Here is a 26870-nt window from a genome sequence, read left to right as displayed (position 1 = left end):
TTCACTTTTTGTTTTGAGTGGGCACAGCGGGCTGTAACACATCTCCTGATGGACTCAATCCGTACTTTGATCCTAATGATTGCAAAATCATTTGCGCGTCAAAAGCATCTGGAGATTGATCTTGAGTCTTGAAACACTCGATAGTATACGACACTTGGATTGGATCAATATTGACCACTTGTGGCATATCATAGAATGGATCGGGCCAAAAGCCTGGATGGCGACGATAGTAGCCATATGGATAATAGCTAGGCGATGGATAAATCACAGCCTGACGCGGTGCTTTATTCCGTGCATTACTTGGGTCATCCACAACCGTAAAATAACGGTATCCATTTTTGAGTGTTGTTTGAGCAGCTTTTAATAAGGTAATTTCTTCAGCTGTACCATAACTTAGATTTGGACCTGCTTGAAAACCAATACGATACGTTTTGCTATTTAATGGATAAGCGGTGAATTGACCAAGTTGGTCAAAGGTTTTGGGTTGTTGTGGAATGGTCGCGCACCCTGTAAATGCCAATGCGACAAGGAGAGGGGTGCATTTCAATACAGTTTTCATATGCAATTCCTATTTCAATGTCTGTAAAACTGACTTAAAAGCTACTGTTGGGTTGGGTTAAAAATTCCAACTCTTCCGCCGTTGATGTTCTACCTAAAATTTCATTTCGATGTGGATAGCGGCCAAAACGATCAATAATGATCTTATGTTTCTTTGCAAAACTCAGATTGATTTCATTACCCAAGCGTTGAAAAAGTTTGAGCGCATATTCATGCATCAATTTAGATTCACTGTGCATAAACGGCATATATAAGAAAGAACGTTGTTCAGGACTCAATTGCGCATCAAGTTGTAAGCTAATCGCTTCCTGTGCCAGTGCCAATACCAAACTGTCATAAGCAAATGCTTGTGCTTGGTCACGGTAGATATTACGAGAGAATTGATCGAGTACAATGATTTCAGCCAAACGGCCTTCTGGTGTTTTGCGCCAAGACCAAAGTTCTGCTTGTATTGCTTGCTGGTGAATTATTTGAAATTGCTCGCGAATTTTATCGTCAAAAGCATCACTTTTCGCGAACCAAAGTGAATGATGATTAGGATCAAACCAAAAGTCGAGAATGTCTTGTGCTTGCATGAAGAAGTGCCAAATGAAAGATCGATTATTTTAATAAAATCACAAATTCAGCGTGTCTTATGTAACAAGATTGTGATAAAAATTGCTAAATTAAATCAGATGACTAGATCACAATTGTCGTTATAATTGGCAGAATAACGAAGTCGCTAACACTTATCTTGTTGGCCGATCTTGAATAAGCGAGCATATAAATTATGAATCAACCCAACACATTTTCTTCCTCTGTGATTCCAACATGGGTAGATGCTTCGCTATTGAAGGGGATGTTACGCGGCATAGAACGTGAAAGTTTAAGAATGCAAAGCAATGGATTTTTATCACAAAAAAATCATCCAAAAGCTTTAGGGTCTGCACTCACGCACCCTCATATTACAACGGATTATTCAGAAGCATTGATGGAGTTTATTACCACTCCTCAATCTACTATTGCAGCGGCATTAGATGAGTTGCGAGATATTCACACCGTGGTGCATCAACACCTAGAAGAAGGTGAGCGCTTATGGCCACTGTCGATGCCATGTATGCTGGATGATAATGAAGAGAATATCCAATTAGCACAGTACGGAACCTCGAATATTGGTCGTTTTAAAACGCTTTATCGCCGTGGTTTAGGTGTGCGTTATGGTCGCCGTATGCAGACGATTTCAGGGGTGCATTATAATTTATCTTTCCCTGATCAATTGTTTGCTGAGTTACAACAACAAGAGAGCGATCAAGAATTAAAACAACTCAGTGCTCAAGATTATCGTAGCCATCGTTATTTTGGCTTAATTCGTAATTTTATTCGTTTAACTCCTTTGGTGATGTATTTATTAGGAGCGAGTCCATCCGTTTGTCGTTGTTTCCTGACAGGTCGTGAACATCATTTACAACCTTTGGTTAAAGGCACTTTGTATTTACCAGAGGCTACGGCTTTACGTATGGGGCGTTTGGGATACCAAAACTCAGCACAGAAAGAATTAGGCATTCATTATAACGATCTGCATGACTATTTGGATGGATTGCAGAAAGCAGTTCATACACCTTATCCAGAGTTTAGTGCGTTGGGCTTAGACGATGAGTCTGGTGAACCTATCCAAATTAATGATCATGTGCTTCAGATCGAAAATGAATACTATAGTTTGGTCCGTCCAAAACAAGTTCCTCAGGCCGGTGAAACGCCATCACAAGCGTTGAAAAATCGTGGTGTTGGTTATGTCGAACTTCGTGCTGTTGACGTGAATCCGTATAGTTCAATCGGTATTGATGAGATCGCTGCAGGTTTTCTTGAAAGTCTAGCTTTATATTGTTTACTGAGTGATAGTCCAGAGTTGTATGCAGATGAACAAGAACAGATTGATCGCAATCAAACTGAGGTTGTGAATCGAGGTCGTGCAGCTGATGTAAAGATTGAGCTTGGTAAGAATACAATGACTTTTCAAGCTTGGGCACAGCAGCATTTAGCTACTATTCAACAATGTGCGACTTTACTCGATCAAGCGAATCAAACACAGTTGTATCAAGACGCAATTGTTGTGATGCAACAACGCTTAGCACATGTTGAAAATACGCTTTCAGCGCATGTCATTGAAGATACCTTGAAGCATGGTGGTACATGGAGTTTTGGCAGCGTTATGGCTCAGCAACATGTGCAATATTATGATCAGCATGTATTAAACCAAGAAAGAAAACAGTATTTTGATGAGCTGGGACAAACTTCGTTGCAAAAACAGGCTGAACTTGAACAAGATAACGACATGAGTTTTAGCCAATATCTTGCAAAATACCGTTAAAAATTTTTTAGAGGATTTCCCATGCGTTGGAATTACCGTTTGGTCAGTGCTTTACTTGTTCTGACCAGTATTATTGGTATCTCATTTGCCTTGTATTTAGAACACGTACAAGGATTAGAACCATGTCCACTTTGTGTTTTCCAACGTATTGGTTTGATCGGTATGGGATTTATCGCATTGATTGCGTTTATTCACAATCCGATTTCGAATGGATTCAAACGTTTTTATGCATTATTAGCGACCTTATCAATTGGTTGGTCTGCGGGTGTTGCTGCACGTCATGTTTGGTTGCAGAATCTACCACCTGATCAAGTGCCAAGTTGTGGTCCTGGTTTGGATTATTTGGTAGAAGCTTTGCCGATGAAAACGGTTTTACAGCAAGTCTTAACAGGTTCTGGCGAATGCGCCTTGATCGATTGGACTTTTTTAGGTCAGTCGTTACCTGTTTGGTCTTTGGTATATTTTAGTTTTATTCTGCTGATTTGTTTGTGGCAGTTGTTTAGAAAATATGATTCTACTAAAGCTTAAAATACCATTTTGAATAAAAAGAGCCGAAATTTATAGGCTCTTTTTTTATTGATAAGCGAAAATGTAAAGATTTGCTAAAAATAAAATATAATTATAGACAGATAGGTCTGTTTTTTATAAAGTGCAGCCGTTTCTTTATCCTATGATTATAAAAAAATGCTTTTTAATATATCTAATGTATTAGAAAAAATAGGGCTAAATGCACAAAAACGTGCAATACACGTACAATTTTCTAATGAAGAATTAAATAACCAAGTTTTTTTACAGCGTATCGAGGGAAAGCATCAACTGAATGATGGCTTACATGCGGAATTAATTTGCCTCTCTACCAATCCTCATATTGCATTAAAACAATTTATCGGTGTTCAACTGGCTGTGGATCAAGTCACAGATTCAGGACAGTTGTTCCGTATGACTGGCATAGTAACTGAAGCGTGCTATGGACAAAGTGATGGTGCCTTAACTCTATATAAACTGAGTCTGAATGATGCGACAAACTTATGGCATAAACGCCGTAATAGTCGTGTTTTTATGAATAAAACAATTGTTGAAGTTACAGAAGTTTTATTCAAAGAATGGCAAGAAAAAAGCCCATTATTTGCTGCAAGTTTGAGTCTTGATCTGAATGGACTAAAGCAAAGTTATGATGTGCGTCCATTTGTGATGCAGCATAATGAATCTGATTATGATTTTCTTACACGCCTATGGCGTAGTGAAGGGATTAGTTGGCTCATTGATGAAGCAGAGCTTTTTGTTCCGCATTTTTCCATACCGATTCAATCACAAAAATTACGATTGATTGATGATAATAGTCAATATCAAGCCTTAGCTCGACGCAGTATTCGCCACCATCGAAGTAGTGCAACCGAATACCAAGACAGTATTACAGGTTTTGTCGCAGTGCGAAGTTTGCAACCCACTGCTGTTCATTTGCAACGTTGGCAGCCTGATGCTTTAGCACAAGACGAAGGCGCTGGTTCAGTCATCACCACACATAGTCATTCTACAAGTTTTGACTCAGTCAGTTTAGGTCTTGAACAAGCATGGCATGTAAGTCCAGCATGGATGCAGGATTTAAAAGGTGAAGATCAAGCTACAGCTTCAGGTAACAGCCAATTAGAAAAGCAAAATCAAATATTAAATGACAGGTATGCTTTTCAAGCCAAGTTTTTTAAAGCTTATAGTTCAGTGCGTGACAGCCAAGTAGGATATTGGTTCAACCTGATTGATCATCCAGAAATTAATCAGCATGACGTCGTAGATCAAGAGTTCTTGATTATTGCTAAAACGTTCTACAACCAAAATAATTTACCGAAAGATTTACAGCAACAGGTACGTCAATTATTAAAACAAAGTCGTTGGCATGCACTGGAAGATGAAGAGGCTGAGCGGCAGGCAAATGAACTGACATTGATTCGCCGTCAAATCAAAATTACACCAGAATATGATCCTCTACAGCATCGCCCAATCGCCTATCCACAACGCGCTAAAGTTGTTGGACCAGAAGGGGAAACTATTTATGTAGATGAATGGGGGCGTATCAAGGTTCGCTTTCTGTTTACCCGTAGTGATGATCACGGACATGATGGCGGTGCGGGCAGTAATGACAATGATACCGATTCAGCATGGGTGGATGTGTTAACACCTTGGGCGGGAGAGGGGTATGGAGCTCGCTTCTTACCTCGTATCGGTGAAGTTGTCGTTATTGATTTTTTTGATGGCAATATCGACCGTCCATTTGTGACTGGGCGCATCCATGAAGCGCAGCGCTCACCCACCAAGTTCGATGTAAAAGGTCAGCTTCCAGCAACTAAAAAACTGAGTGGAATTCGCAGTCAGGAAATAAACGGGAGCGGCTTTAACCAATTACGTTTTGATGACACAACAGGACAAATTAGTACCCAACTCCAAAGTAGCCATGCAGCAACACAGCTGAATTTAGGGAACTTAAGCCATCCGAAAGAACAAGAGACGAGCCAAGGCCGAGGTGAAGGCTTTGAGCTGAGAACAGATGCTTGGGGAGCTGTGCGTGCGGGTAAAGGCATGCTCATTAGTACCTATGCACAAGAGCAGGCGATTGCAGACCATTTAGAGGCTGCACAAGCACAATCTTTACTTTCACAAGGCTATGAAAGCATGAAAATGCTCAGTGAAGTTGCAGCTAAGCAACAAACTGATGCTTTGAATGTGATTAATCGCTTACCTAAATTTATCCAGTCGCTTGAGCTAAAAACCACAGGACAGGCATTAAATAGTACGGTAAACCTATTTAAAGAAGGCATTAATAACGACCCTATTCACGCTTTAAAAGACTGTGGCGGCTTTATCCAAGACATTGGTGCACTAGGTGGAAATGCAAAAGGCGTTGTAGATGAATTTAATGCTTTCTTTACCGATGCCAAAGATGCAGTGGAAAACTTAAAAGCGTTCATCGAAAACGTTGAAGAACATGGTGCCGACATCGTTAAAGGTAAGCTTGCAAGCATTAAAGATCGCATTCATAAAAATCCATTTGAGAGTATTAAAGAGGTCGGAAAAGTCTTAGCGAATGTCGAGACTAAAGACTTTGACATGATGAGTGTATGCGGAACTTTTAGTAAAGGCAGTAAATTGGAAGTATCACCTTCTAAAGCATTGAGTTCTTTACAAGGCTTTATGGAGGGTTATACCCAAGGTTTAGAAAGTAGTTCCGATACTAAACAGCAAGAACAAGGCAAAATTTTTAGACAAGCGCTTATGTTATTAGCATCGCCAAATGGCATTGCTTTGACGACGCCTGAAAATATTATTTTGCAAGCGTCGCAAGATATTGCTGAAAGTGCCAGTGGTTCAATTAATTTGAGTGCACAAAAAAATATTATTGGACATGCACAAGACAAAATCAGTTTGTTTGCTGCGCAAAAAGGCTTGCGTGCTTATGCAGCAAAAGGAAAGCTCGAACTACAAGCGCAAGATGATGCTATTGAAGCAATTGCCAAGAAAGTCATCAAGCTCATTTCTACTGAAGAAAAAATCGAGCTTACGAGTCCAAAAGAAATTGTATTAACGGCAGGTGGGTCACAGCTCAAAATTAATGCCAATGGCGTATTTTCAACAACAGGCGGTAAGTTTGAAAGTAAAGCTGGGCAGCATTTGTTTACGAGTGGGGCCAAGGTTTCATATGAGGTTCCTGAGTTGCCAAAAAATGGGCCTTATGCTGTTGATTTTTTATTTGCTAGTTTAGCTGGAAATGGTATAGAAAATGCAAAAATACAGCTGTATGAACCAGACAAAAAAGAAATTATTTGGGAGGGTAAAACAGATTTAAGAGGGAAAAGTAATTTATCTCTCCAGAATGAGTCAAAACGATATGAAGCTCTGATTGGCTTTGATGATTGGTCAAGTATATTTGATGATGAAGATAATTATGAAGAAGAACATGAAGAAGAATTTGAAATAGGTGAGCATGGTATGCAAGCTGAAGAAAATAACTTAGAAGAATAGGTATAATTTATGTCAAAAATTTATATTGTTAAATCAGGTGATACTCTTTGGGGAATTTCAAAAAAGCATCATACCTCAGTAAAAGAGTTAGCTAGAATTAATTCATTATCAGGTAGAATGATTCATAATCTTAGAATTGGGCAAAAGATTTATTTACAAAATGATGTAAATAACACTAATAATTTTGAAACCCAATTAAAAATTATTTTAATGGATCTTTCTTTTAAGCCTATACCAAAAGCTACCATTCAATTAGAGTTTGATGGAAAAAAAATTATTAGAAGTACAAAAAATAGTATTTTTGAAGATATAAACATTCAAGATCATTCGAAAGGACTAAAAGTTTTTTTTAAAAACTTAAATGGTACTTTCGATTTAATTGCTGATCATAAAGTGCTTCCATTAGGGCGAAAAGTATTAAAATTAACATCAAGAAAAATGAAAGTAGAAGGTTCACATTATGCAAAAGATGGAATATTAAATGAAACAGTTAATCAGATTATGAATAATTTAAAAAGGATTGGAAAACCTATAGTTGAAAGTATATCTACTACATCAAATAAAGATGAATTGAAAAATAAGCAACCACCACCAAAAATACCTGAAGAAAAAATAGAGCAAAAGCGTACTGATAATGGTAATAGTACCCACATAATTGCTGCACAATTTACAGAAGATAATTTTTTATTAAAACCTGTGAATAATAAATATCGAACTTATATTGTGAACGCAGCTAAAAGACATGGTTTCACCCCCCACTCTTTAGCAGCTGTTATTGAAGCTGAAGCAGCAAAAATAAAAAAGACAGGTGAATGGAATACTAATAGTAAAGCAAACTCGAGTACTGCAGCAGGATTGACCCAATTCTTAGATGAAACATGGTTAGCTATGTGTAAGGATAAAAGTTCATTAGTTGGGCAATATGTAATGAATAATCCTAAACTAACTAAAGAGCAGAAATTAAATTTAAGATTTAATGCGGAAATGGCTATTGATGCTGCCGCAGCCTATGCAATTAGTAATTTTAAATCGTCTGGTTTGCCCTATCAGAAACTAACAGAACCAAGTTCAATCGCTAAGTTTGCTTATTTGTTACATCATGAAGGAGCTACAGGAGGTAAAAATTTTGTACTAAACACTTTAAGTCAGGAACGTGCACACAAATTACTTTTTACTCAATTTGGAAAGAATGGCGCTAAGCAAGCTGCAGATTTTTTAAGCCGGTATAAAGGTGATGCAAAAGCTGCTTATGGAGCATGGCTGAGAAATTATATTGATGGGCATATAAATATTTATCAATATGTTGTAGATAAGAGCAAGACTTCTGGAATAAACTTAAGTACGGATGAAACTATAAAGTTATTGAAAGGACAAACAATTTCCACTCCTGCTCCTAAAATATCAACTACTACTAATAATCAACAAGCGACAAAAGTCAGTACTGTTGAAAAATCTGAATCTAAAATTGGAATTAATACTTCCCAAGCCCCAACAATTAATGTTGGAGGAGATAATAAGTGGCATAATCCTTTAGCAGATTGCAAATTAAGAACAGCAGGTTTAGCGAATGCTAAAGGTGCAACATTTGGTAAAGTAAGAAATAATGGTACTAAGAATCACCAGGGTGTTGATTTACAAGCTAATCCAGGTACAAAAATATATGCAGTCTGCGGTGGTGTTATTGCATTTGCTGGGGCAACTGGCGGTGCATATGGTAAAGTAATTGTCTTAAAGGTTGATATAAACGATTTACCTGAAAAGCAAAAGAAATATGCTCAAACTAAACTTACAAAAAATAAATATGTCTACTTCTTTTATGCTCATTTATCAGTTATTGATGTAGATAAAGGTGATCCAGTTGATACTGGCGAAGTAATTGGAAAAACGGGTGCAACAGGTAATGCTAATAAAATGACCACTATATCCAAAGGTGCTCATCTTCATTTTGAAGCCAGAAGCGCTCCCTTATTAGGAGTAGGGTTAGATGGAAGAATTGACCCAATCCCATTTATAAATGCAAATTTACCATATTAATTTTGAGGTACTTATGAAAGTTTTAAATTCTTTTGCAATGATGATAGCTTGTAGTGTTTCTTTTAATATTTGTTATGCAAAAGAAAATAGCGAGTGGAATGATTATTTACAAGATTCTACCCAAATAAATTCACCTATAGAATATATAGATTCTTATAATAAATATACAGTTATAAATCCTAATTTGAAAATTAAATTAGTAGACTTTGGTAACATTAATAAAACTAAAAAAGAGATTAAATATTCTTTAAAAAAGTATGGAGTTCAAATTTTAAATCGGAAAGAAGTATATAATATTTTTGAAGGTAAAGTTCCTTTAAAATCTAATGTTGACTTTACATTGTTGTACAATGATAAAAATATTGTGGCTTTCAGAATTCGAGAAAATAGTAATATAGATTATGTGAAAGAACCATATAAAAATTTTACTGCAAATGCATATTTTTATAATTTGATAAATAATAAATTTATTGAAGTGCCAGTTTTGAATTCAGATAGTGAGGATAAAAGTAAGTCGACCGATATCTTACAAGGAGATCAGTTAACATATGATTCAAAAAAAGGGCAATATATTTATCTTGCAAATATAAAATCTTATAAAACAGGAAAAACTCAATCTATAAAAACTATTTTTAACAGTAATTTAAAGTGTATTTCATCTACTTTGGGATGTGAGACAATAGGGGTTCTTCCTGCTACAAAAGCAAATTAATTTGTAAAAGCCCAATATAAGTTGGGCTTTTCAAATATTTTTAAATCTTCAAATACATACTAGGTCCACTATCAATCATAAATTTCAAAATGATTTAGGTTATAAAAAATAGCTTTTGCGCTTTGATAACTTTAATTTGAAAACCTAGATTAGAATAATCAAATAGATTATTATTTATAAATTTAAAAAATAGTATTTTACTAAATTAAGAGCATAGCATGTTTAGAAGAAAAATATTTTTAATTGGTATGTTAGCTTGGATTAATGTTGCTAATGCTGAGTTTAATATAGAAAATAATCTAAATCAGCCTGTATATATCAAATTAGGGTATCAGAATGTTTTAAATTCTTCCTTTATATATACTGATGTCAGCAAAAATGTAGATTTGAAAAAAAATATCGTTACTGTTCCATATGGCGAAGTTACAGTTTTACTAAACCCAGTTTTGAATAATAATAATGAGATAAAAGGAAAGGATTATTACTTTATAAACTATCAACCAAAAATTCTATTAGGAAAAAATCAGTATAAGCTTCCTTTTATTATTTCAGATGTTGGAGCAATTGGTACTAGTATTATTTATAATGATAATAATATTGCTATTTTTTCAATTGAAAGTTATGCAAATCCTGTGTCAAATAATAATTCAAAAAAATTTAAAAGTGATATATATATATTTAATAAAAAAATTTAGGAATATATAATCCATCATTTTTATCAATAAATGTTAAATTAAAAAGTTTAAATGATGCTTCAATGAAGTTTACAAAATTATCATCTATAAAATATAATAAAAATGATAAGTCCTATCAAGTGGTATATGATTTTCAGAAAGTAACTGAAGATTTTACTTCAACTGGAAAAGTTAATTATGAGAATTTCCCAATTCAATATTCTTTTTCCTTGATTCCTGATAAAAATAAACCTTTTTTAATTAAAGATATTATTGAAAAGAGAAAGGGTGATAAAAAGATTGTTTCGAAAATTGAAAATAATGATATGTATTCATATTTTTTAAAATAGAAATATTTTAATATAAATATATTATTATAAGCAGTAATAAATTAATATAATTTTTTGCTGCTTATAAATAATTGGTAATATTGAAAATATTTTCTTATTAATAAAAGTTAATACCAAATGACTAAATATCTTAAATTTATAGTTTTTAACACTTTCATGATTGGATCTACTGAGGCTTCATATGCTGATTTTGGTTTTATTCAAGATAAAGATGGGTATGTGAATGTAAGGGAAAATTCAAGTTTAAGTTCGAAAGTTACAACCAAATTAAATAATAATGAAATTGTTTCTTGTGTGATGGATGAAGAGACTAATAATTTTTGTTTAGTTAATGCAAGTAATGGTGTAACTGGATTTGTCTATAAAAATAGAATAAATAGTTTTGGTGGTTACACTTCTATTAAACTATCTCAATATTCTAGAGAAAAAGCTGTTTATAGTGATAAAAATATAATAGTAGAAGTGTATGCAAAAAAAGCTATTTTAGATCCTAAACTTTATAAAACTTTTAAAGGTGAATATAAGTAGGCAATAATAAACAATTCTTTGGTACTGATGGTAGTTTACCTAATAATAATTTTTTACAACTTGATAAAATCATAATTAAGGATAAAGATAAGAAAATAGAAATTGGTAAAAATGATATAGAGCAATACTTTTTTCCTAAAAATGGTATAGATGGTGACAAGAACGAGCTTGCTGATTTTAAAATATATTAGACCTCTTGCAAAAATCATTTTTTAACCAACTCCATGTTGTAAATTGCAGCAATTAAATTCAGACGTAAACCCATGCGTTTACGCCTATTTCGATAACGTGTAGCCAGAATTCTAAAGGTCTTTAATTTTCCATTGACGTGTTCAATTCGAATACGACGTTTACTAATTTCCCGATTTATTTGCTTCTGTAATAAAGTTAACGGCTTCTTTTTACTTGCCTTGAATGGCATCAGGCATTTTATCCCCAAACGATTTAAACCTAAATAACCTTTATCAATAAGCATAAAGGCTTGATATCTCTGCTTTTTACGTTGAGCCTTAAACAACTGGAAATCATGTGTACTCCCATGTGTAAGACCTAATGAAATAATCTGCATCGTTTCATAATGAATGATGAGTTGAGCTTTGATCGTATGTCGTTTTTTCTTACCGCTGTAGAATCTTTTCTGTTTTTTTTGGACGCTCAATTGTCATTTCAGTTGCATCGACAATAACAACATTCCAATCTATCCATGCACCATGCGGTAGTTTCTTAGGTAAATGAAATTTATCAGATTTTATTAAAATATTTTCTATTTTATGAATAATTCTGGACGCAGTTGATTCGTGGATTCCATAACTCATAGCAACATGAAAGAGCGTGCGATATTCACGCCAATAACTTAGCGTCATTAACAGTTGGTCTTCAAGTGAAAGACTCGAAGGCCTACCTCGTTGAGTATTGACTTGGCTTGACTCTAATACTTCAAGCATTTCTAAAAAGGTTGAGGGTTGTATTCCAATCAGTCGTTTAAACTGACTATTTGATAGCATCTTTACTTTTTCATATTTCATGTACTCATGATAGTAGAACATGACTTTTTAATCTGGATAAAAAACAAACAAAACGTTGATCGTTTTTTGATTTTTGCAAAAAGTCTATTATTTAAATAATAATATTTATATTTTAAATACTTTTAATAATGGTGGTGCAGCAGCTTACAATATTGTTTTAAATGTAAAAAATGGAAAAGTAGTTGCTAATAAAGCTTGGAAGGTTGAAATTTAAAATATTTTCTTTCTTCTACAAAAGCTAATTTATTAAAGGAGCCCAACAAAAGTTGGGCTTCTTTACGCCTCTAAAATCCCTTCCAAATCTTTGAGTGTATAGTTCCATTCATCAATTATGAGTTTGAATATCTTCTTGTACATAATCATGTACATGAGGAAAAAACTAGCAAGAAATTTTTTTAGAAAAATTAGGTGGCACTGAATTTAAAAATACTTTAAGCTAAAAAATATTACTTTATGTGAGTTTTAATAAAAGTATAAGATAAAATGTGTAATTCTAAAAATATATGCAAAATATAATTATAGATGAGTTAAATAAAAATATTTTTATGATGTTTTTTTGTAAGTTTTCTTATAAAATAAAGCACCAGCTTAGGTGTAATTTATGAAATACAAATTATTTACATTTATTTTTCTATCTATTTTATGTAGTGTTACAAATGCAAGTAACGATGATAAATGTTTTGAAGACTCAAAAAGTTTAATCACAAACTTATATAAAAACTATCCTGTGGATGGAAATAAAATTATTGAGAGTGCTGATAGAAAAACTATTTCTAGGTTTTTTTCTAATCAATTAACAAATATGTTAGTAAAAGATTATGCTTGTAGAAGTAATTTAAATGGTGTATGCAATATAGATTTTAATATTTTAAGTAATGCACAAGATGATATAGGTAAATTTAGTATACTACAAGCTACAGATAATATTGTTACTGTTAAATTTAATACGCCTACACATGGTGAGTTTATTGATTTTTTGATAGAAAATAAAGGGGTAAGAGTTTCGAAACACTGCGTTTCAGAAGAGCAATATAGAAAAAATAATATTATTGATTTAGGTACGAATAGTAATGGTTTTGGTACTAATAGTCACTTGAATGCACAAGGGAAAAAATTTAAGCAAGCCTGTAAGGATGCTAAGCTTAATGGTATCATTAGTGGCTTTATTTCTGGGGATGAACCTGGAGAAGGTGCAATGCATATAGAGATAACCCAATGAAAAATACTTTATTATTAATACTAGTTTTATTAATTTCTGGATGTTTCAATACAGCTAATACAGCTAATACAGCTAATACAGCTAATACAATTTATTATTCATATAAAAAATGCACTTTAAAAAACATTTGTAATGAATTTAATTATACAAAAAATCAAAACAGCTATGCATTGTTTGCTTATAAGCCTCCGGTAGATGAATTTTATATAGAAATAAAAGATAATAAATATTATGTTATATATAAAAATATCTTTTCAGAAGGTGTTGAAATGGGGTGGGCACAAATGAAAATAGTTACAAATAATGAAAATAATCTAGTTATGGAAACTAATAAGATATTTCAAACTTTAGGAAACTATAATTCTATAGGTAGTGGTGATAACTCTAATTATGTTCCCTCGAGAAACTATAGAAAAGATATGTATATAATTAATGACTTCTATGATGGTTACTCTTTCAAACAATATCAAAAATTAACTTTTATAAAGAAAAATAAGCAGCTTTTACTTGATTGTAAAAGTTATATGAAAGATTTAGATCCGAAGAATAATTATTCAGGCATGTTCTATAGCGTTTGTTCTGATAAGGAAAAAATTTATTTTAAAGAAATTCCAGAGTTATAACCAAGGTTGTTTTTTACTATATTAACTCTTTAACTTTATAGCAAGAGTGGTAAGTTTTTTTACTTTTATAAATTAGAGAGACTAAGTACTTGATATGAGAATAATATTATTTACACCTAATCTTATTTAAGTAATAAGATTAGGTGTAAGATGGTATGTATTACTATTAATTATATTTAACTAAAATATTTGATATTAAATTACGTAAAACAGTTGATGTTCAAAATTAAGTATCAAATGTTTCAATATATTTTATTTCAGCAGATGTAGCAGGTGAAGGTGGGCAGAGTAAAACTTGAAGTGCGACATAAACCACCTAATTAATTTAAAGGGTTTATGGAGTATATAAAATTGTCATACCATCATCTTAACTTTGAAGATCGTACTGCATTAATGCTTGAGTCAAGAAAAGAAGGCTTTTCAGCCAGAAAATTTGCTGAACTTATTAAAAGACATCCTAGTACGATCTATCGTGAGCTTAAAAGAAATAGCATCAATGACGTTTATCAAGCTCGATATGCTTCTGATAACACTTTTGCTAGACGTAGACGTGGTCACAGAAAACTCAAAATCGATTCAATCCTCTGGAAATTTATTGTTGAAGCGATCCGTTGTTTATGGTCTCCTCAGCAAATAGCAAAGCGTTTAAAGACATTTCCTGATTTGGATCAAACAATGAATGTAAGCCATACAACGATTTATTCAACGATACGAGCATTACCCAAGGGTGAGTTGAAAAAAGACTTATTATCCTGTCTACGTCATGAAAATAAAAAGCGAAAAGCTAACGGTGAACCTAAAAAAGATTCTATATTACAGGATATTAAAACTATTCATGAGCGCCCAGCCGAAGTTCAAGAAAGAAAAATACCGGGTCATTGGGAAGCTGATTTAATTAAAGGTAAAGACAATAAAAGTTCGATAGCAACACTTATTGAACGAAATACACGGCTCTGTATCTTGGCAACATTACCTGATGCAAAGGCAGAATCAGTGCGCAAGGCTTTAACTGAAGCTCTGAAATATTTACCTGCAGAACTGCGTAAAACGTTGACCTATGACCGTGGACGCGAGATGGCAGAACATAAAATACTTGAAGAAGATTTAGGCATAGATGTATATTTCTGTGACCCACATTCACCCTGGCAAAAAGGCACATGCGAAAATATGAATGGTTTAATTAGGCAATATTTACCTAAAGGGATTGATTTAAATCAGGCAGATCAGCATTATTTAAATCAAGTTGCCATGTCACTGAATACTCGTCCTAGAAAAGCGTTAGATTGGCTTACACCATTAGAGAAATTTGCTCAGCTTGTTGATTATCATAAGACTTTTCAAACTGTCGCACCTCATGTTTGAATTCGCCGTGCTATGCACATAGAGATTATACAATGATGAGCAGACTATTTCTTTTATTTGTAATTAGTTTAATGTATGCATGTACAACTGAGGCGGATCAGCCTAAATCAAGTAACACAAAACTTTATTTTTCATATCGAATCTGTGAAAAGGCAGGAAAGTGTAAGAATTTTACACCTACAAAAAAGATGGATAATTATCTCTTTAAAAGACTTGATCCTGCATATGATGAATTTTATATAAAAGATAATAATGGTAATTTTACCTTATATTATAAAAATGTTTATAGTGAAGATGTTCAAGTTGGATGGGCAGAAGCTAAAGCTGATAAAAATAATAGTAGTGAGTTGAGTTTAAATATTGATAAAGTTAACCTCGCCTTGGGTGGGATTGATTTTATAAAAAATGGATATGCAACTAAACAGGCTGAATCAAAGAATTTTAAATCGGGAATCTATTATTTAGCTGATAATTATACGGGTGCTCCATATTATCAAAAGCAAAAAATATTTTTTAAGAAAAATGCTGGAGATTTAGTATTGGACTGTAATAGTTATTTGAATAATCCCTCTGTAAAGAATGAATCTTATGGAGTTTTTTATGGAGTATGTTCTGAAGGGGAAAAAGTATATTTTAAGCAGGTAAACTGATTTAGTTTTTCTTTTTGAATAAAAATGTAAGAATGGTAAGTCTTACATTTTTCAACCTAATATAGTTTATTAAAATGAATAACTTAGGTGTGATATTTGTTTTTAGGATTAGAAAAAAACTATAAAAATAGCAACTTGTCTGAGTTTTGATTTTTATTGAAGGTACATATAGTGAGAAATAGTTTCACTAAGTTTTCTAACGTTTTATTAGTCTCTAGTTTGAGTATCTATTCAAATGCTGCAGATTATAAACCACAACGGTTAGACGAGAAAAAATATATAGTTGACTTCTTGCAAAAATCAAAAAACGATCAACGTTTTGTTTGTTTTTTATCCACATTAAAAAGTCATGTTCTACTATCATGAGTACATGAAATATGAAAAAGTAAAGATGCTATCAAATAGTCAGTTTAAACGACTGATTGGAATACAACCCTCAACCTTTTTAGAAATGCTTGAAGTATTAGAGTCAAGCCAAGTCAATACTCAACGAGGTAGACCTTCGAGTCTTTCACTTGAAGACCAACTGTTAATGACGCTAAGTTATTGGCGTGAATATCGCACGCTCTTTCATGTTGCTATGAGTTATGGAATCCACGAATCAACTGCGTCCAGAATTATTCATAAAATAGAAAATATTTTAATAAAATCTGATAAATTTCATTTACCTAAGAAACTACCGCATGGTGCATGGATAGATTGGAATGTTGTTATTGTCGATGCAACTGAAATGACAATTGAGCGTCCAAAAAAAACAGAAAAGATTCTACAGCGGTAAGAAAAAACGACATACGATCAAAGCTCAACTCATCATTCATTATGAAACGATGCAGATTATTTCATTAGGTCTTACACATGGGAGTACACATGATTTCCAGTTGTTTAAGGCTCAACGTAAAAAGCAGAGATATCAAGCCTTTATGCTGATTGATAAAGGTTATTTAGGTTTAAATCGTTTGGGGATAAAATGCCTGATGCCATTCAAGGCAAGTAAAAAGAAGCCGTTAACTTTATTACAGAAGCAAATAAATCGGGAAATTAGTAAACGTCGTATTCGAATTGAACACGTCAATGGAAAATTAAAGACCTTTAGAATTCTGGCTACACGTTATCGAAATAGGCGTAAACGCATGGGTTTACGTCTGAATTTAATTGCTGCAATTTACAACATGGAGTTGGTTGAAAAATGATTTTTGCAAGAGGTCTAGTAATAGTGAGTATGATCTGAATAGTGTATATTCAGATATAAAAGGCTATATCAGTGATAATAAAAATGAAGTTAAATATCTTGTTGATACTCAATGTTCTTGGTTGAAAAATAGAAATTTAAAATGTAATTTTAATGGAAAAGAAGCAAATAGTGGAAACTATAAATGTTTAAGTGATTTTAATAATTCTAAAATAAAAGATTTGAAAAATTCATATTTGGACCTTGATAGTTTAGAAGGAAAGCTAATAAAACCATTTAAATATACAAATGGTATCATGAAAGATTTGGAAACAGGTGGATGTTATTGTAGTGAAAGTACAATTAAGATTTTAAAAGATAAAATTTATATATATCAAGCTTGTGATCAAGGGTTAAAGGAGCCACGTATATATAATATTGTTGGTAAGAAAAAAGATGGATTTTCTGTAGAGTATCAAATTGATACTACTAATAATAAAGTACCAGAATTTAATTTAGTTTTTGTCACTAATGGAAAAAATGTTTGGAATATTGTTCCTAAGGTTTTTAGAAAAAAAGATTTATTGAATTTAAATTTTAAAATTGGCTATACAACTGATGAAAATTTGAAAAACAATAAAATTGATTGCAGCGATTATGAGGAGTAATGCTCTAAATTTAGATTTTTTTTACCTAAGATACAGTGAATTTTATGATTAGAATTACAGTTAAGCAAAATTAATCTGAATATTTAATTTCAAAAATCTAAAAAAAGCTCAGCTATACAGCTGAGCTTTTTTACTTTTATGTCTCAACAATCCCTTCTAAATCATCAAAGGTATAATTGTTGGGTACATTAATCATATGTGTTTGAACACCTTCTTCAACGACTTCCCCAACTTCTGGATAAAGCCATCTTGTGATTTGCTCAGCAACACTCGAATGGTATTGAATTTCAAAATGATTCAAACCATAGAAAACAGCTTTATGTGTATCTGGTAATTTAAGCTGAAAACGAGGGTTCGGATGTTCACCAAGAGCACTTTTAACACTGACGAGATAATCACCTATCACTTTAAGTGCTTTATTTTTAACTTTCTCAAATTCTAATGTTCCAGCAATCAGGAATGTGTTGATATGAGATGGTAATGGTGCAGGTTTACGATTGTCGTCCGCGAAGCCGATACGCGCATCATTATGTTCCCAGTCATCATCACGAACACTACCATATCGTAGATCGAGTATCCCATTACTGCGTACATTTACTAATTGACCGATCAGGCTGATAAAAGGGAATGCCCCTAATTTGTCTTGTAAGACAAAACCAAATCGTTCCAGTACGGCACCGTGATGTGGGGAACCGATACATACGAGATTTTCTACCATATGTACCCATTGATGTAGATTTTGTTTGCCATAGAAAAGCGCACTGCGTGAAACCAGTCCACCCATACTATGTCCGATCAAATCGATACTGGTAATACGAGGGTTTCTCTGGATCAAATCTTCTAATACGTTGGCAAAACTGCGACCATTTGCAGAGATTCGACGACCTGTATTGTAATTTAAATACAGCATCGTGTTATTGTCACGCTGAGCAAGTAAACGCTCACCGATTCCGCCATAACGATGATTTGACCAACTCAAATGGTTCATACATAAACCATGTGTGAGTATTACGATACGCCCAGTAAGTTCACCTTGCTGTAATGATCCATAGTGATCATATAACACCATCGGTAATGCCATTGGGTTATGTTGTTTTAGGAAGAAATCCCCAAAAATCCCATTCAATGCCCCTACAACAAAATGAAGGCTTGGCGTTAATGGTTTATCGTGTAGAACTGGAAATTTTTCAACGATATGACGCAGACTAGGAGCAAGAAAGCTACTTCCGTATTTTTGAATAGCATCATATGAAAATTGATAGAATTTCTGTAATTGTGGATGTTTCTGTAATTTTTTGGCTTTTTGTGCACTTAAACCGAGCGTAGTCCTTAACACTTCAGTTTGAATTAATTGCACCAGTTCATGAACACCACTTAAACTTGTGCTCACTAATTGTGCCAAACCTTCCAAAACATCTGCCTGACTTGGGGGCGTACTGTCCCATTTGCAGTAGGTTTCATGCAGAGGTGTTAAACTTGGCATATTATTTTTCCCCATCCTTGATATATATACCGAAGGTTTGAAGTTATTAACTTAACATTGTTTAGATAAACTACAACAAACTCTTACATCTTATGTCTTTCAGAACTAATTTTTTTAGAATACTGATGAATGGAATTCAGTATCGTTTTTTGTGTCAGACAATATCGAGCTTAAATGTAATTTATATTGTTATATGTTTAATCATTACGCAAAATAATGTGATTTATTTGACAATAAGTCAAGCACTTGTCTAATTTGGTGCATATGCAAATTATCTATTTACATGGTTTTAGAAGCAGCCCACTATCAAAAAAAGGGCAAGAGCTGTATCAATATTGTGCAAATCACGATCATATTCACGTGCATTTGCCCGATTTGAATCAACCACCTGAAGTGGTTTTAAAATACGTTTCTAATTTAATCGAAAGTTTACCACTCGATCAAGTTGTCTTGGTCGGTAGCAGTTTGGGTGGGTTCTATGCGACATATTTTGTCGCCAAATATGATTGTCCTGCTGTACTGATCAATCCTGCTATGCAACCATGGCAACTCTTTCAAGAGTTGTTTGGTATTGAGCAAATCCCACTCAAAGTCACTGAATCATGGACGCTTGATCACGATCAATTGCAGCAATTACAATCAATTGCTGATACGAAAACAGAACAGGCTGATAAAATTCTCGTGCTGTTGCAACAAGATGATGAGGTCTTGGATTATCGTCAGGCACAACGCTATTATAGTGCCCTACATCCATCTGCATTGATATTAACGGATGTGGGTGGTAATCATGCAATGGATGATTTTAAAGACAAATTACCCTTAGTACTCGAATTTTTGTCGGCAGGCATATAAAAAGGAAGTCAGATCAAGTGACACAATACACGGCACAATCCCTCGAAGTTCTTTCTGGTTTAGATCCTGTTCGTCGTCGTCCAGGGATGTATACAGATACCTCACGCCCAAACCATTTGGCGCAAGAGGTGATTGATAATGCTGTCGATGAGGCGCTGGCAGGACATGCTGACCAAATTTGTGTGACGGTCTATGAGGATGGTTCGTTGTCAGTTGAAGACAATGGTCGAGGTATGCCTGTCGATATCCATCCAGAGTATGGTCAAAGTGGTATTGAAATCATTCTGACCAAGCTACATGCAGGTGGTAAGTTCAGTACTGATAACTATCAGTTTTCAGGTGGTTTGCACGGTGTTGGTATTTCTGTGGTCAATGCTTTATCTACACGGGTTGAAGTCGCTGTACAACGTCAGGGTAACTTGTATCAAATGGCATTTGAGCAAGGTGAGCCTGTTGCGCCATTGTCTGTGTTAGAAGGTAAAGTTGCGAAACGTGCGACAGGGACAACCGTTCGTTTCTGGCCGGAAGCTAAATATTTTGATAGTCCTAAGTTTGCATTAAAAGCGCTGAAACATAATTTAAAAGCCAAAGCTGTATTGGCGGCAGGCTTAAAAATTATTTATGACGATAAAATCAATAATGAAAAAATCGAATGGCAGTTCGAAAATGGTCTCGTTGACTATTTAATGGATGAATTGGAAGATCGAGAGATTTTACCAGCACCTGCTTTTGTGAGTAGTGGACAAGCAGAAAGAGCCGCATGTGAATTTGCAATTTGCTGGAATGTTGAGGGTGGTGAACAGATTCAAGAAAGTTATGTCAACTTGATTCCAACTGCGCAAGGCGGTACGCATGTGAATGGATTGCGTTCGGGGGTCACAGAGGCTTTACGCGAGTTCTGTGAATTACGTAATTTATTACCGCGTAACATGAAACTTTCGGCAGAAGATGTCTGGGATGGGGTGAATTTCATCCTATCTTTAAAATTCCAAGAGCCACAATTTTCAGGACAAACCAAAGAGCGTCTCTCGAGTCGTGAAGCTTCGAATATTGTGCTCAATATTGCCAAAGATGCATTTGCGTTATGGTTAAACCAACATGCTGAGATTGCAACTCAACTAGCTGAAATGGCAATCGCCAAAGCAGGTCGTCGTTTAAAAGCAGCTAAGAAAGTCGAACGTAAGAAGATTGTGGCTGGTCCAGCATTACCTGGAAAATTAGCAGATTGTGTCGGCTTAACCCGTGAAGACAGTGAGCTGTTTATTGTCGAAGGGGATTCAGCAGGTGGCAGTGCTAAACAAGCACGGGACAAAAATTTCCAAGCGATTATGCCGATTCGTGGAAAAATCCTAAATACTTGGGAAGTCTCTTCGGATGAAGTCTTGGCATCTCAGGAAGTCCATGACATTGCGATTGCGATTGGTGTTGATCCAGGTAGTGATGATTTGTCTGAACTACGTTATGGCAAAATCTGTATCCTTGCCGATGCGGACTCAGATGGTCTACATATCGCAACTTTACTCTGTGCATTGTTTGTGAAACATTTTCCAGCTTTAGTTGAGGACGGTCATTTATTTGTCGCGATGCCACCGCTTTATCGTATTGATATTGGCAAAGATGTGCACTATGCCCTAGATGATGATGAGTTAGAGGCAATTCTGAAAAAAGTAAAAGGTAATAAAAATCCACAAATCACTCGATTTAAAGGTCTGGGTGAAATGAATGCCAGTCAATTACGTGAAACCACGATGGATCCAAATACACGTCGTTTGGTGCAACTGGATCTAGATGATGCACATTTAACTGCAGGTTTGTTAGACAAGTTACTCGCGAAAAAAAGAGCGGCTGATCGTAAACACTGGTTAGAGCAGAAAGGTAATTTGGCGGATATTGTGGTTTGATTTGAATCGATTTTTTGCATAGCCCAGTTGATCTGGGCTTTTTTTATGCCTTTTTAAAAAATGTAAATTCATAAGCTGAAAAACAAACATGGAATGCTATTTGCTTTTTATCTCTTGGTAAAATTTTATCTAACATTTGAAGCGTATTGATCAAAATAGCTTGTTTGTTTCTAAGATTTTAAAATTCAAATATATCAAATCTTTAAATGATATAGTGAAAATAGAATGAAGCGTTTTTTAAGTATTTTTTTCCCAATTCTGTTTAGTAATACGATTTTTATTATGAGTGGTGTCATTGATACCGCATTTTTATCTCACTATAGCCATGTGCATTTAACGGCTTTATCGGTTTCTCTCTCAGTTTATATGATTGTTTTTGTGGTGGGCTACGGATTACTACAAGGAATGTTTCAAATCCTCGCTGAAGAAAAAGGGAGGGAAATTAATCAGCAGAAATTAACCAATATCGTAAGCTTGGCGGTATTAATCGCAGCTGTATTTAGTATTGTTGCGATTGTTTTGATCAATAATGCCGAGCATTTATTAACCTTTTTTCAAGCATCAGATACCGTCCTGTTATTGGTTAAAAATTGTTTGATGATTTTTTCAATCGATCTGGTGGTTCGGCTATGTTGCCGTATTTTAACCATACAAATACAGGTTCTTGATCGTCCAATTATCGCAACTTATATAGGCGTAATTTTTTTATTGATTAAATTGCCTCTGTCCTATGCTTTGATCAATCGAGTAGCGTACTTTGATATTGCACCTTGGGGTGTCTATGGCGCCGTTTTCTTCGAATTGGAATACCTACCGCACTGATGATCGTGATTGATGTGATTGCTTTTATGGCAATTTCGATTCTAACATTGCCACTAGGAAGTATCGTGATTGCTTCACATCAAGTGGTCGCTAGTATTTGTTCCATGCTATATATTTTACCTGCCGCATTTTCTGTTGCATTCAGTTTGATGTTATCTGAAAAAATTGGCGCTCAACAGAAACAAGTTGCTTTGCTTTGGTCAAAAAAAGCCTTTCTGCTTATCTTTATTTTTGCCGTCACTTTATGCAGTGTATTACTGCTTGTTCGAGATAAGTTCATTTCTCTATTTACCCAAGACTTAGCAGTTATTCAAATCACGACCTCCCTCTTTATCCTCGGAATCTTGTTTCATTTAGCAGATGCAATGTTATGTATTTTTGCAACGGTATTACGCTGTTGGGGCATAACGATTGTGCCAAGCATGATTTATAGCACTTCATTGTTGATCTTTGGTTTAGGCGGTGGACAGCTATTGGCATATTGGTGAGTGGATTGGTGGATCTTTGAAATTACTCCATTAGGTATTGATGGGTTTTGGATTGCTTTAATTGGGTCGTATAGCTTAGCTGTCACCATGTGTGCTTTATGTTTTAAATACCGAAATGCCACTTGGATTCGTTGAAACAATCTGATTTTTTGAATCTTCTGGATCAAAAAGTTAAATACTCTTTATCTGAGCAAGCTATCAATTTTCTATTTTGCCTAATTGTGCTTCATTTTAGTTCAGCATGTATTTTTTGTATGCAACGTTGTATACAAGATTGGATTTTTTTCTACTGGTTTGAATTAATTTTTATTACAAAACAATAACTTGTTGTGTTGGCACAGATATTGAATAACTCCATTCAGTAAAAATCAAAAGATCAACCTGTGGAGAACAAAGATGCAAAATAAATTGATGTCGATGTCTGTACTTATGGCAGCGATGATGGGGGTAGGACTGGTCGGTTGTTCAAAACCAACAGAAAAAACAGAACAAACAAAAGCTGAAGCAAAAACAGCACCAGCAGAAAGTGGTGACACCATTAAAGTGGGGATTCTGCATTCCCTTTCAGGTACTATGGCAATTTCTGAAACTTCCCTGAAAGATACAGCATTGATGACTATTAATGAAATCAATGCTAATGGTGGTGTACTCGGTAAAAAATTAGAACCTGTTATCGTTGATCCAGCATCAGATTGGCCGTTATTTGCTGAGAAAGCTCGCCAGTTAATTACTCAGGACAAAGTTGCTGTTATTTTCGGTTGCTGGACATCAGTATCACGTAAGTCGGTTCTTCCTGTGGTTGAAGAGTTGAATGGTTTACTGTTCTATCCAGTGCAATATGAAGGTCAGGAACAATCAAAAAATATTTTCTATACCGGCGCAGCACCGAATCAACAAGCGATTCCTGCAGTTGAGTATTTGATGGGAGAAGAGGGCGGTAAAGCACAACGTTTTGTTTTACTTGGTACAGATTACGTCTACCCACGTACGACCAATAAAATCTTACGGGCATTCTTGAAATCTAAAGGCATTGCCGATGCAGACATCATGGAAGAATACACACCGTTTGGTCATAGCAACTATCAAACCATTGTTGCCAATATTAAGAAATTCTCTGCAGGCAAAAAGACTGCGGTGATTTCGACCATCAATGGTGACTCTAACGTACCTTTCTATCGTGAGCTTGGTAACCAAGGTATTAAAGCGGCTGATATTCCAGTCATGGCATTCTCCGTTGGCGAAGAAGAATTACGTGGAATTGATACCAAACCATTGGTGGGTCATTTAGCGGCATGGAACTATTTCATGTCAGTTAAAAATCCGAAAAACACCGAGTTTGTGAATAAATTCAAACAATATGCGGTGGAGTACAAACTTCCAAATGCCGATAAAGTTGTGACCAACGATCCGATGGAAGCGACCTATGTGGGTATCAATATGTGGAAACAAGCGGTCGAAAAGGCAGGTACTACTGAGGTTGATAAAGTTCGTGATGCAATGGCAGGTCAAACATTTGCAGCACCATCGGGTTATACCCTCAAAATGGATGAAACCAATCACCATTTACATAAGCCTGTGATGATTGGGCAAATTCGTGGTGATGGGCAATTTGATGTGGTTTATAAAACGCCTCAAACCATCAAAGCTGAGCCTTGGAGCCCATACATTCCTAAATAATTTTCCTATGCAACTTGCTGTTTCGGCAGCAGGTTTTTCTTAGTTTTATTTCTTGTTGATTGGTTTAAATAGAAAATATAAGGGGAGTCTTATGGCGAAACACTATGTTTTGGCAATGCTCTGCATCATGGCACAGATCATGTTTAATCCTGCATGGGCAGAAGTTACCTCACCAACAACCGTGACGTCTACAACTTCTCAGGATGCCATCCAAACTTTTGTTAAATCTGACTTTGCTACTCGCCGTGCCATGTTGAATCAATGGCCAGCCAGTATTGAACAACTGGATCAATTGGTCGCGTATATTGATCAAAATGAGTTATATACCGATAGTTCAGGTCATACTTACATTTTAAAAAACGATGAAAAATTATTAAGTTATCCGCAATTGCAAGCCATCGACACTTGGCCCTCAGATTTATCTCAAGTGACGCTGGTCAATACTTTACGTAAGGCACTGAACTTTGGACAAGCCAAAGTTAAATTGAATTCTGACGATGCAGCACAACGTTTAGCTGCGGTGGACATTTTAGAAAATAATTTAGATGAGCTCGATGTTGCTACAGTTAAGCAACTCTATCTCAATGAAAAAAGTGAAGCGGTTAAAGCACGTTTGGCACAACTGAAAGCACGTTTAGATTTTAATAGCTCAGATGAGTTTACCAAGATCGAAGCAGTAAAAGTTTTGGCGGATTCGAATCGTCCCGATGTATTGGCGTTGATCAACCAAAGCATAGAACAGCCACAAAATAATCCCGCATTAAAAGCAGCTTTGCTTGAAGCACAAAATAAAATTAAAACGCGCATTCAAATCAGTGAATGGTCAGGGCATGTATTTTCAGGTCTCAGTACCGCTAGTATTTTACTTTTAGCAGCGCTTGGTCTTGCAATCACCTATGGTTTGCTTGGTGTCATCAATATGGCACATGGTGAACTCATCATGATCGGTGCTTATACCACTTACGTCATTCAAAGTTTTTTTAAAACGCACTTTGCAGGCTTGGTTGATTGGTATTTATTGGCAGCGATTCCTGCTGCATTTCTGGTGAGTGCACTGATTGGCATGTTGATTGAACGCACGGTGATTCGCCCGTTGTATGGTCGCCAACTAGAAACATTATTGGCAACCTTTGGTGTGAGCTTAATCTTGATGCAATCGGTTCGCATGATCTTTGGTGCACAGAACGTTGAAGTGTCGAATGTCGCATGGCTCAGTGGTGGTATTGCCCTGACGCCAAGCCTGATGTTGCCATATAACCGTATTGCGATTATTGGTTTTACTGTGGCGGTCTTACTGCTTCTAGTTTTCTTATTAAACAAAACCCGTTTTGGATTATTTGTTCGTGCTGTGACACAAAACCGTCAAATGGCGCGTGCCGTGGGCATTCGTTCTGCACGTATCGACATGATGGCATTTGGCTTAGGTTCTGGCTTAGCTGGATTGGCAGGTTGCGCGCTAGCACAAGTAGGGAATGTCGGGCCTGACCTCGGACAAAACTACATTATTGATGCTTTCCTTGTTGTTGTCGTCGGTGGTGTGGGGCAAGTGTGGGGTGCGGTACTTGCAGCCTTAGGTCTAGGGATTAGCGGTACAGTTCTAGAGATTGGTCTAGGTGCAGTTTTAGCAAAAATTATTCTCTTGGTTCTTGTGATTTTGTTTATCCAAAAGCGTCCACAAGGTTTGTTTGCCATCAAAGGTCGTTTCGTGGAGTAAGCCA

At 35.1% G+C, this 26870-nt stretch carries 21 protein-coding genes and 4 pseudogenes; 21 read left to right on the top strand and 4 right to left on the bottom strand.

All coding sequences use genetic code 11. The features are described from left to right. Position 1: 1 nt before the first annotated feature. Positions 2-559 (bottom strand): CC0125/CC1285 family lipoprotein, encoded by a 558-nt coding sequence (locus tag R2H34_RS16080; RefSeq protein ID WP_042892962.1) that lies wholly within the window; start codon positions 557-559, stop codon positions 2-4. Positions 560-593: 34 nt separating this feature from the next. Further along, positions 594-1133, bottom strand: a complete 540-nt coding sequence (locus tag R2H34_RS16075; protein WP_087540284.1) for a DUF924 family protein — start codon at positions 1131-1133, stop codon at positions 594-596. A gap of 194 nt (positions 1134-1327) precedes the next feature. Between R2H34_RS16075 and gshA the strand changes: the two genes are divergently transcribed. From gshA to R2H34_RS16040, 7 genes and pseudogenes are all read left to right on the top strand, one after another. After that, positions 1328-2905 (top strand): glutamate--cysteine ligase, encoded by a 1578-nt coding sequence (gene gshA, locus R2H34_RS16070; protein WP_318342350.1) that lies wholly within the window; start codon positions 1328-1330, stop codon positions 2903-2905. A 21-nt stretch (positions 2906-2926) separates the two neighbouring features. Beyond that, positions 2927-3433, top strand: a complete 507-nt coding sequence (locus tag R2H34_RS16065; RefSeq protein ID WP_004910048.1) for a disulfide bond formation protein B — start codon at positions 2927-2929, stop codon at positions 3431-3433. A 156-nt stretch (positions 3434-3589) separates the two neighbouring features. After that, entirely contained in the window at positions 3590-6916 is a 3327-nt protein-coding gene (locus tag R2H34_RS16060; RefSeq protein ID WP_087540280.1) for a type VI secretion system Vgr family protein, read from the top strand. A gap of 9 nt (positions 6917-6925) precedes the next feature. Further along, entirely contained in the window at positions 6926-8950 is a 2025-nt protein-coding gene (locus R2H34_RS16055) for a peptidoglycan DD-metalloendopeptidase family protein (RefSeq protein WP_039047196.1), read from the top strand. Then, positions 8931-9662, top strand: coding sequence for a hypothetical protein (locus R2H34_RS16050; protein WP_171133415.1), 732 nt, complete (start codon positions 8931-8933; stop codon positions 9660-9662). Before R2H34_RS16055 ends, R2H34_RS16050 begins: the two co-directional genes overlap by 20 nt. A 218-nt stretch (positions 9663-9880) precedes the next feature. After that, positions 9881-10686: pseudogene (locus tag R2H34_RS16045) on the top strand (hypothetical protein). A 117-nt stretch (positions 10687-10803) separates the two neighbouring features. Continuing rightward, positions 10804-11402 (top strand): annotated as a pseudogene (locus R2H34_RS16040) (SH3 domain-containing protein); the annotation flags it as partial. 17 nt (positions 11403-11419) lie between these two features. Here the strand turns inward: R2H34_RS16040 and R2H34_RS17985 are convergent. Beyond that, a protein-coding gene (locus tag R2H34_RS17985; protein ID WP_410487167.1) for an IS5 family transposase occupies positions 11420-12239 on the bottom strand; the annotation gives its coding sequence in 2 pieces (ribosomal slippage) (positions 11420-11855 and positions 11854-12239; 822 coding nt in all). A 79-nt stretch (positions 12240-12318) separates the two neighbouring features. On the opposite strand from R2H34_RS17985, the pseudogene R2H34_RS16025 reads away from it, so the two are divergent. The 8 genes and pseudogenes from R2H34_RS16025 to R2H34_RS15985 form a co-directional block, all read left to right on the top strand. Beyond that, a pseudogene (locus R2H34_RS16025) lies at positions 12319-12453 on the top strand (SH3 domain-containing protein); the annotation flags it as partial. Between the two features lie 387 nt (positions 12454-12840). Beyond that, complete coding sequence (locus R2H34_RS17980) at positions 12841-13458, top strand: hypothetical protein (RefSeq protein ID WP_075695996.1); 618 nt, start codon at positions 12841-12843, stop codon at positions 13456-13458. Next, positions 13455-14081, top strand: coding sequence for a hypothetical protein (locus tag R2H34_RS16015; protein ID WP_087541036.1), 627 nt, complete (start codon positions 13455-13457; stop codon positions 14079-14081). Before R2H34_RS17980 ends, R2H34_RS16015 begins: the two co-directional genes overlap by 4 nt. A 393-nt stretch (positions 14082-14474) precedes the next feature. Then, a complete protein-coding gene (locus R2H34_RS16010) occupies positions 14475-15443 on the top strand; it encodes an IS30 family transposase (RefSeq protein WP_014538385.1) in 969 nt (322 codons plus the stop codon). Between the two features lie 32 nt (positions 15444-15475). Further along, positions 15476-16093 (top strand): hypothetical protein, encoded by a 618-nt coding sequence (locus tag R2H34_RS16005; protein ID WP_000987758.1) that lies wholly within the window; start codon positions 15476-15478, stop codon positions 16091-16093. A 171-nt stretch (positions 16094-16264) separates the two neighbouring features. Continuing rightward, positions 16265-16366: pseudogene (locus tag R2H34_RS16000) on the top strand (DUF1311 domain-containing protein); the annotation flags it as partial. Positions 16367-16463: 97 nt separating this feature from the next. After that, positions 16464-17283, top strand: a protein-coding gene (locus tag R2H34_RS17975) for an IS5 family transposase (protein WP_378222793.1) whose coding sequence is annotated in 2 segments (ribosomal slippage) — positions 16464-16849 and positions 16848-17283 — 822 coding nt in all. Because the reading frame shifts where the segments join, the coding sequence is not laid out codon by codon here. Further along, entirely contained in the window at positions 17273-17929 is a 657-nt protein-coding gene (locus R2H34_RS15985; RefSeq protein ID WP_228715702.1) for a lysozyme inhibitor LprI family protein, read from the top strand. Before R2H34_RS17975 ends, R2H34_RS15985 begins: the two co-directional genes overlap by 11 nt. A 136-nt stretch (positions 17930-18065) precedes the next feature. On the opposite strand, the gene R2H34_RS15980 is transcribed toward R2H34_RS15985, so the two are convergent. After that, positions 18066-19412 carry a hypothetical protein gene (locus R2H34_RS15980; protein ID WP_004910011.1) on the bottom strand — a complete coding sequence of 449 codons (1347 nt, stop codon included), beginning with the start codon at positions 19410-19412 and terminating at the stop codon, positions 18066-18068. A gap of 264 nt (positions 19413-19676) precedes the next feature. Between R2H34_RS15980 and R2H34_RS15975 the strand changes: the two genes are divergently transcribed. The 6 genes from R2H34_RS15975 (at position 19677) to urtB (ending at position 26866) form a co-directional block, all read left to right on the top strand. After that, positions 19677-20264, top strand: coding sequence for a YqiA/YcfP family alpha/beta fold hydrolase (locus tag R2H34_RS15975; RefSeq protein WP_075695998.1), 588 nt, complete (start codon positions 19677-19679; stop codon positions 20262-20264). Between the two features lie 17 nt (positions 20265-20281). Then, entirely contained in the window at positions 20282-22165 is a 1884-nt protein-coding gene (parE, locus tag R2H34_RS15970; RefSeq protein WP_004910003.1) for a DNA topoisomerase IV subunit B, read from the top strand. Positions 22166-22390: 225 nt separating this feature from the next. Beyond that, on the top strand, positions 22391-22987 hold the full coding sequence (locus R2H34_RS15965) for an MATE family efflux transporter (protein WP_228269098.1): 597 nt from the start codon (positions 22391-22393) through the stop codon (positions 22985-22987). A gap of 26 nt (positions 22988-23013) precedes the next feature. Continuing rightward, entirely contained in the window at positions 23014-23475 is a 462-nt protein-coding gene (locus R2H34_RS15960) for an MATE family efflux transporter (protein WP_267285746.1), read from the top strand. Between the two features lie 396 nt (positions 23476-23871). Next, positions 23872-25152: an urea ABC transporter substrate-binding protein gene (gene urtA / locus R2H34_RS15955; protein WP_087539918.1), complete on the top strand. Its 1281-nt coding sequence runs from the start codon at positions 23872-23874 to the stop codon at positions 25150-25152. 91 nt (positions 25153-25243) lie between these two features. Next, positions 25244-26866, top strand: coding sequence for an urea ABC transporter permease subunit UrtB (urtB, locus tag R2H34_RS15950; protein ID WP_318342349.1), 1623 nt, complete (start codon positions 25244-25246; stop codon positions 26864-26866). The last annotated feature ends 4 nt before the right edge of the window (positions 26867-26870 follow it).

It is taken from the genome of Acinetobacter sp. 16 (assembly GCF_033439925.1).
Taxonomy (GTDB): Bacteria; Pseudomonadota; Gammaproteobacteria; order Pseudomonadales; family Moraxellaceae; genus Acinetobacter; species Acinetobacter junii.
The sequence above is the reverse complement of the archived record's forward strand: the minus strand, read 5'-3'. Positions and strand labels throughout refer to the sequence as shown.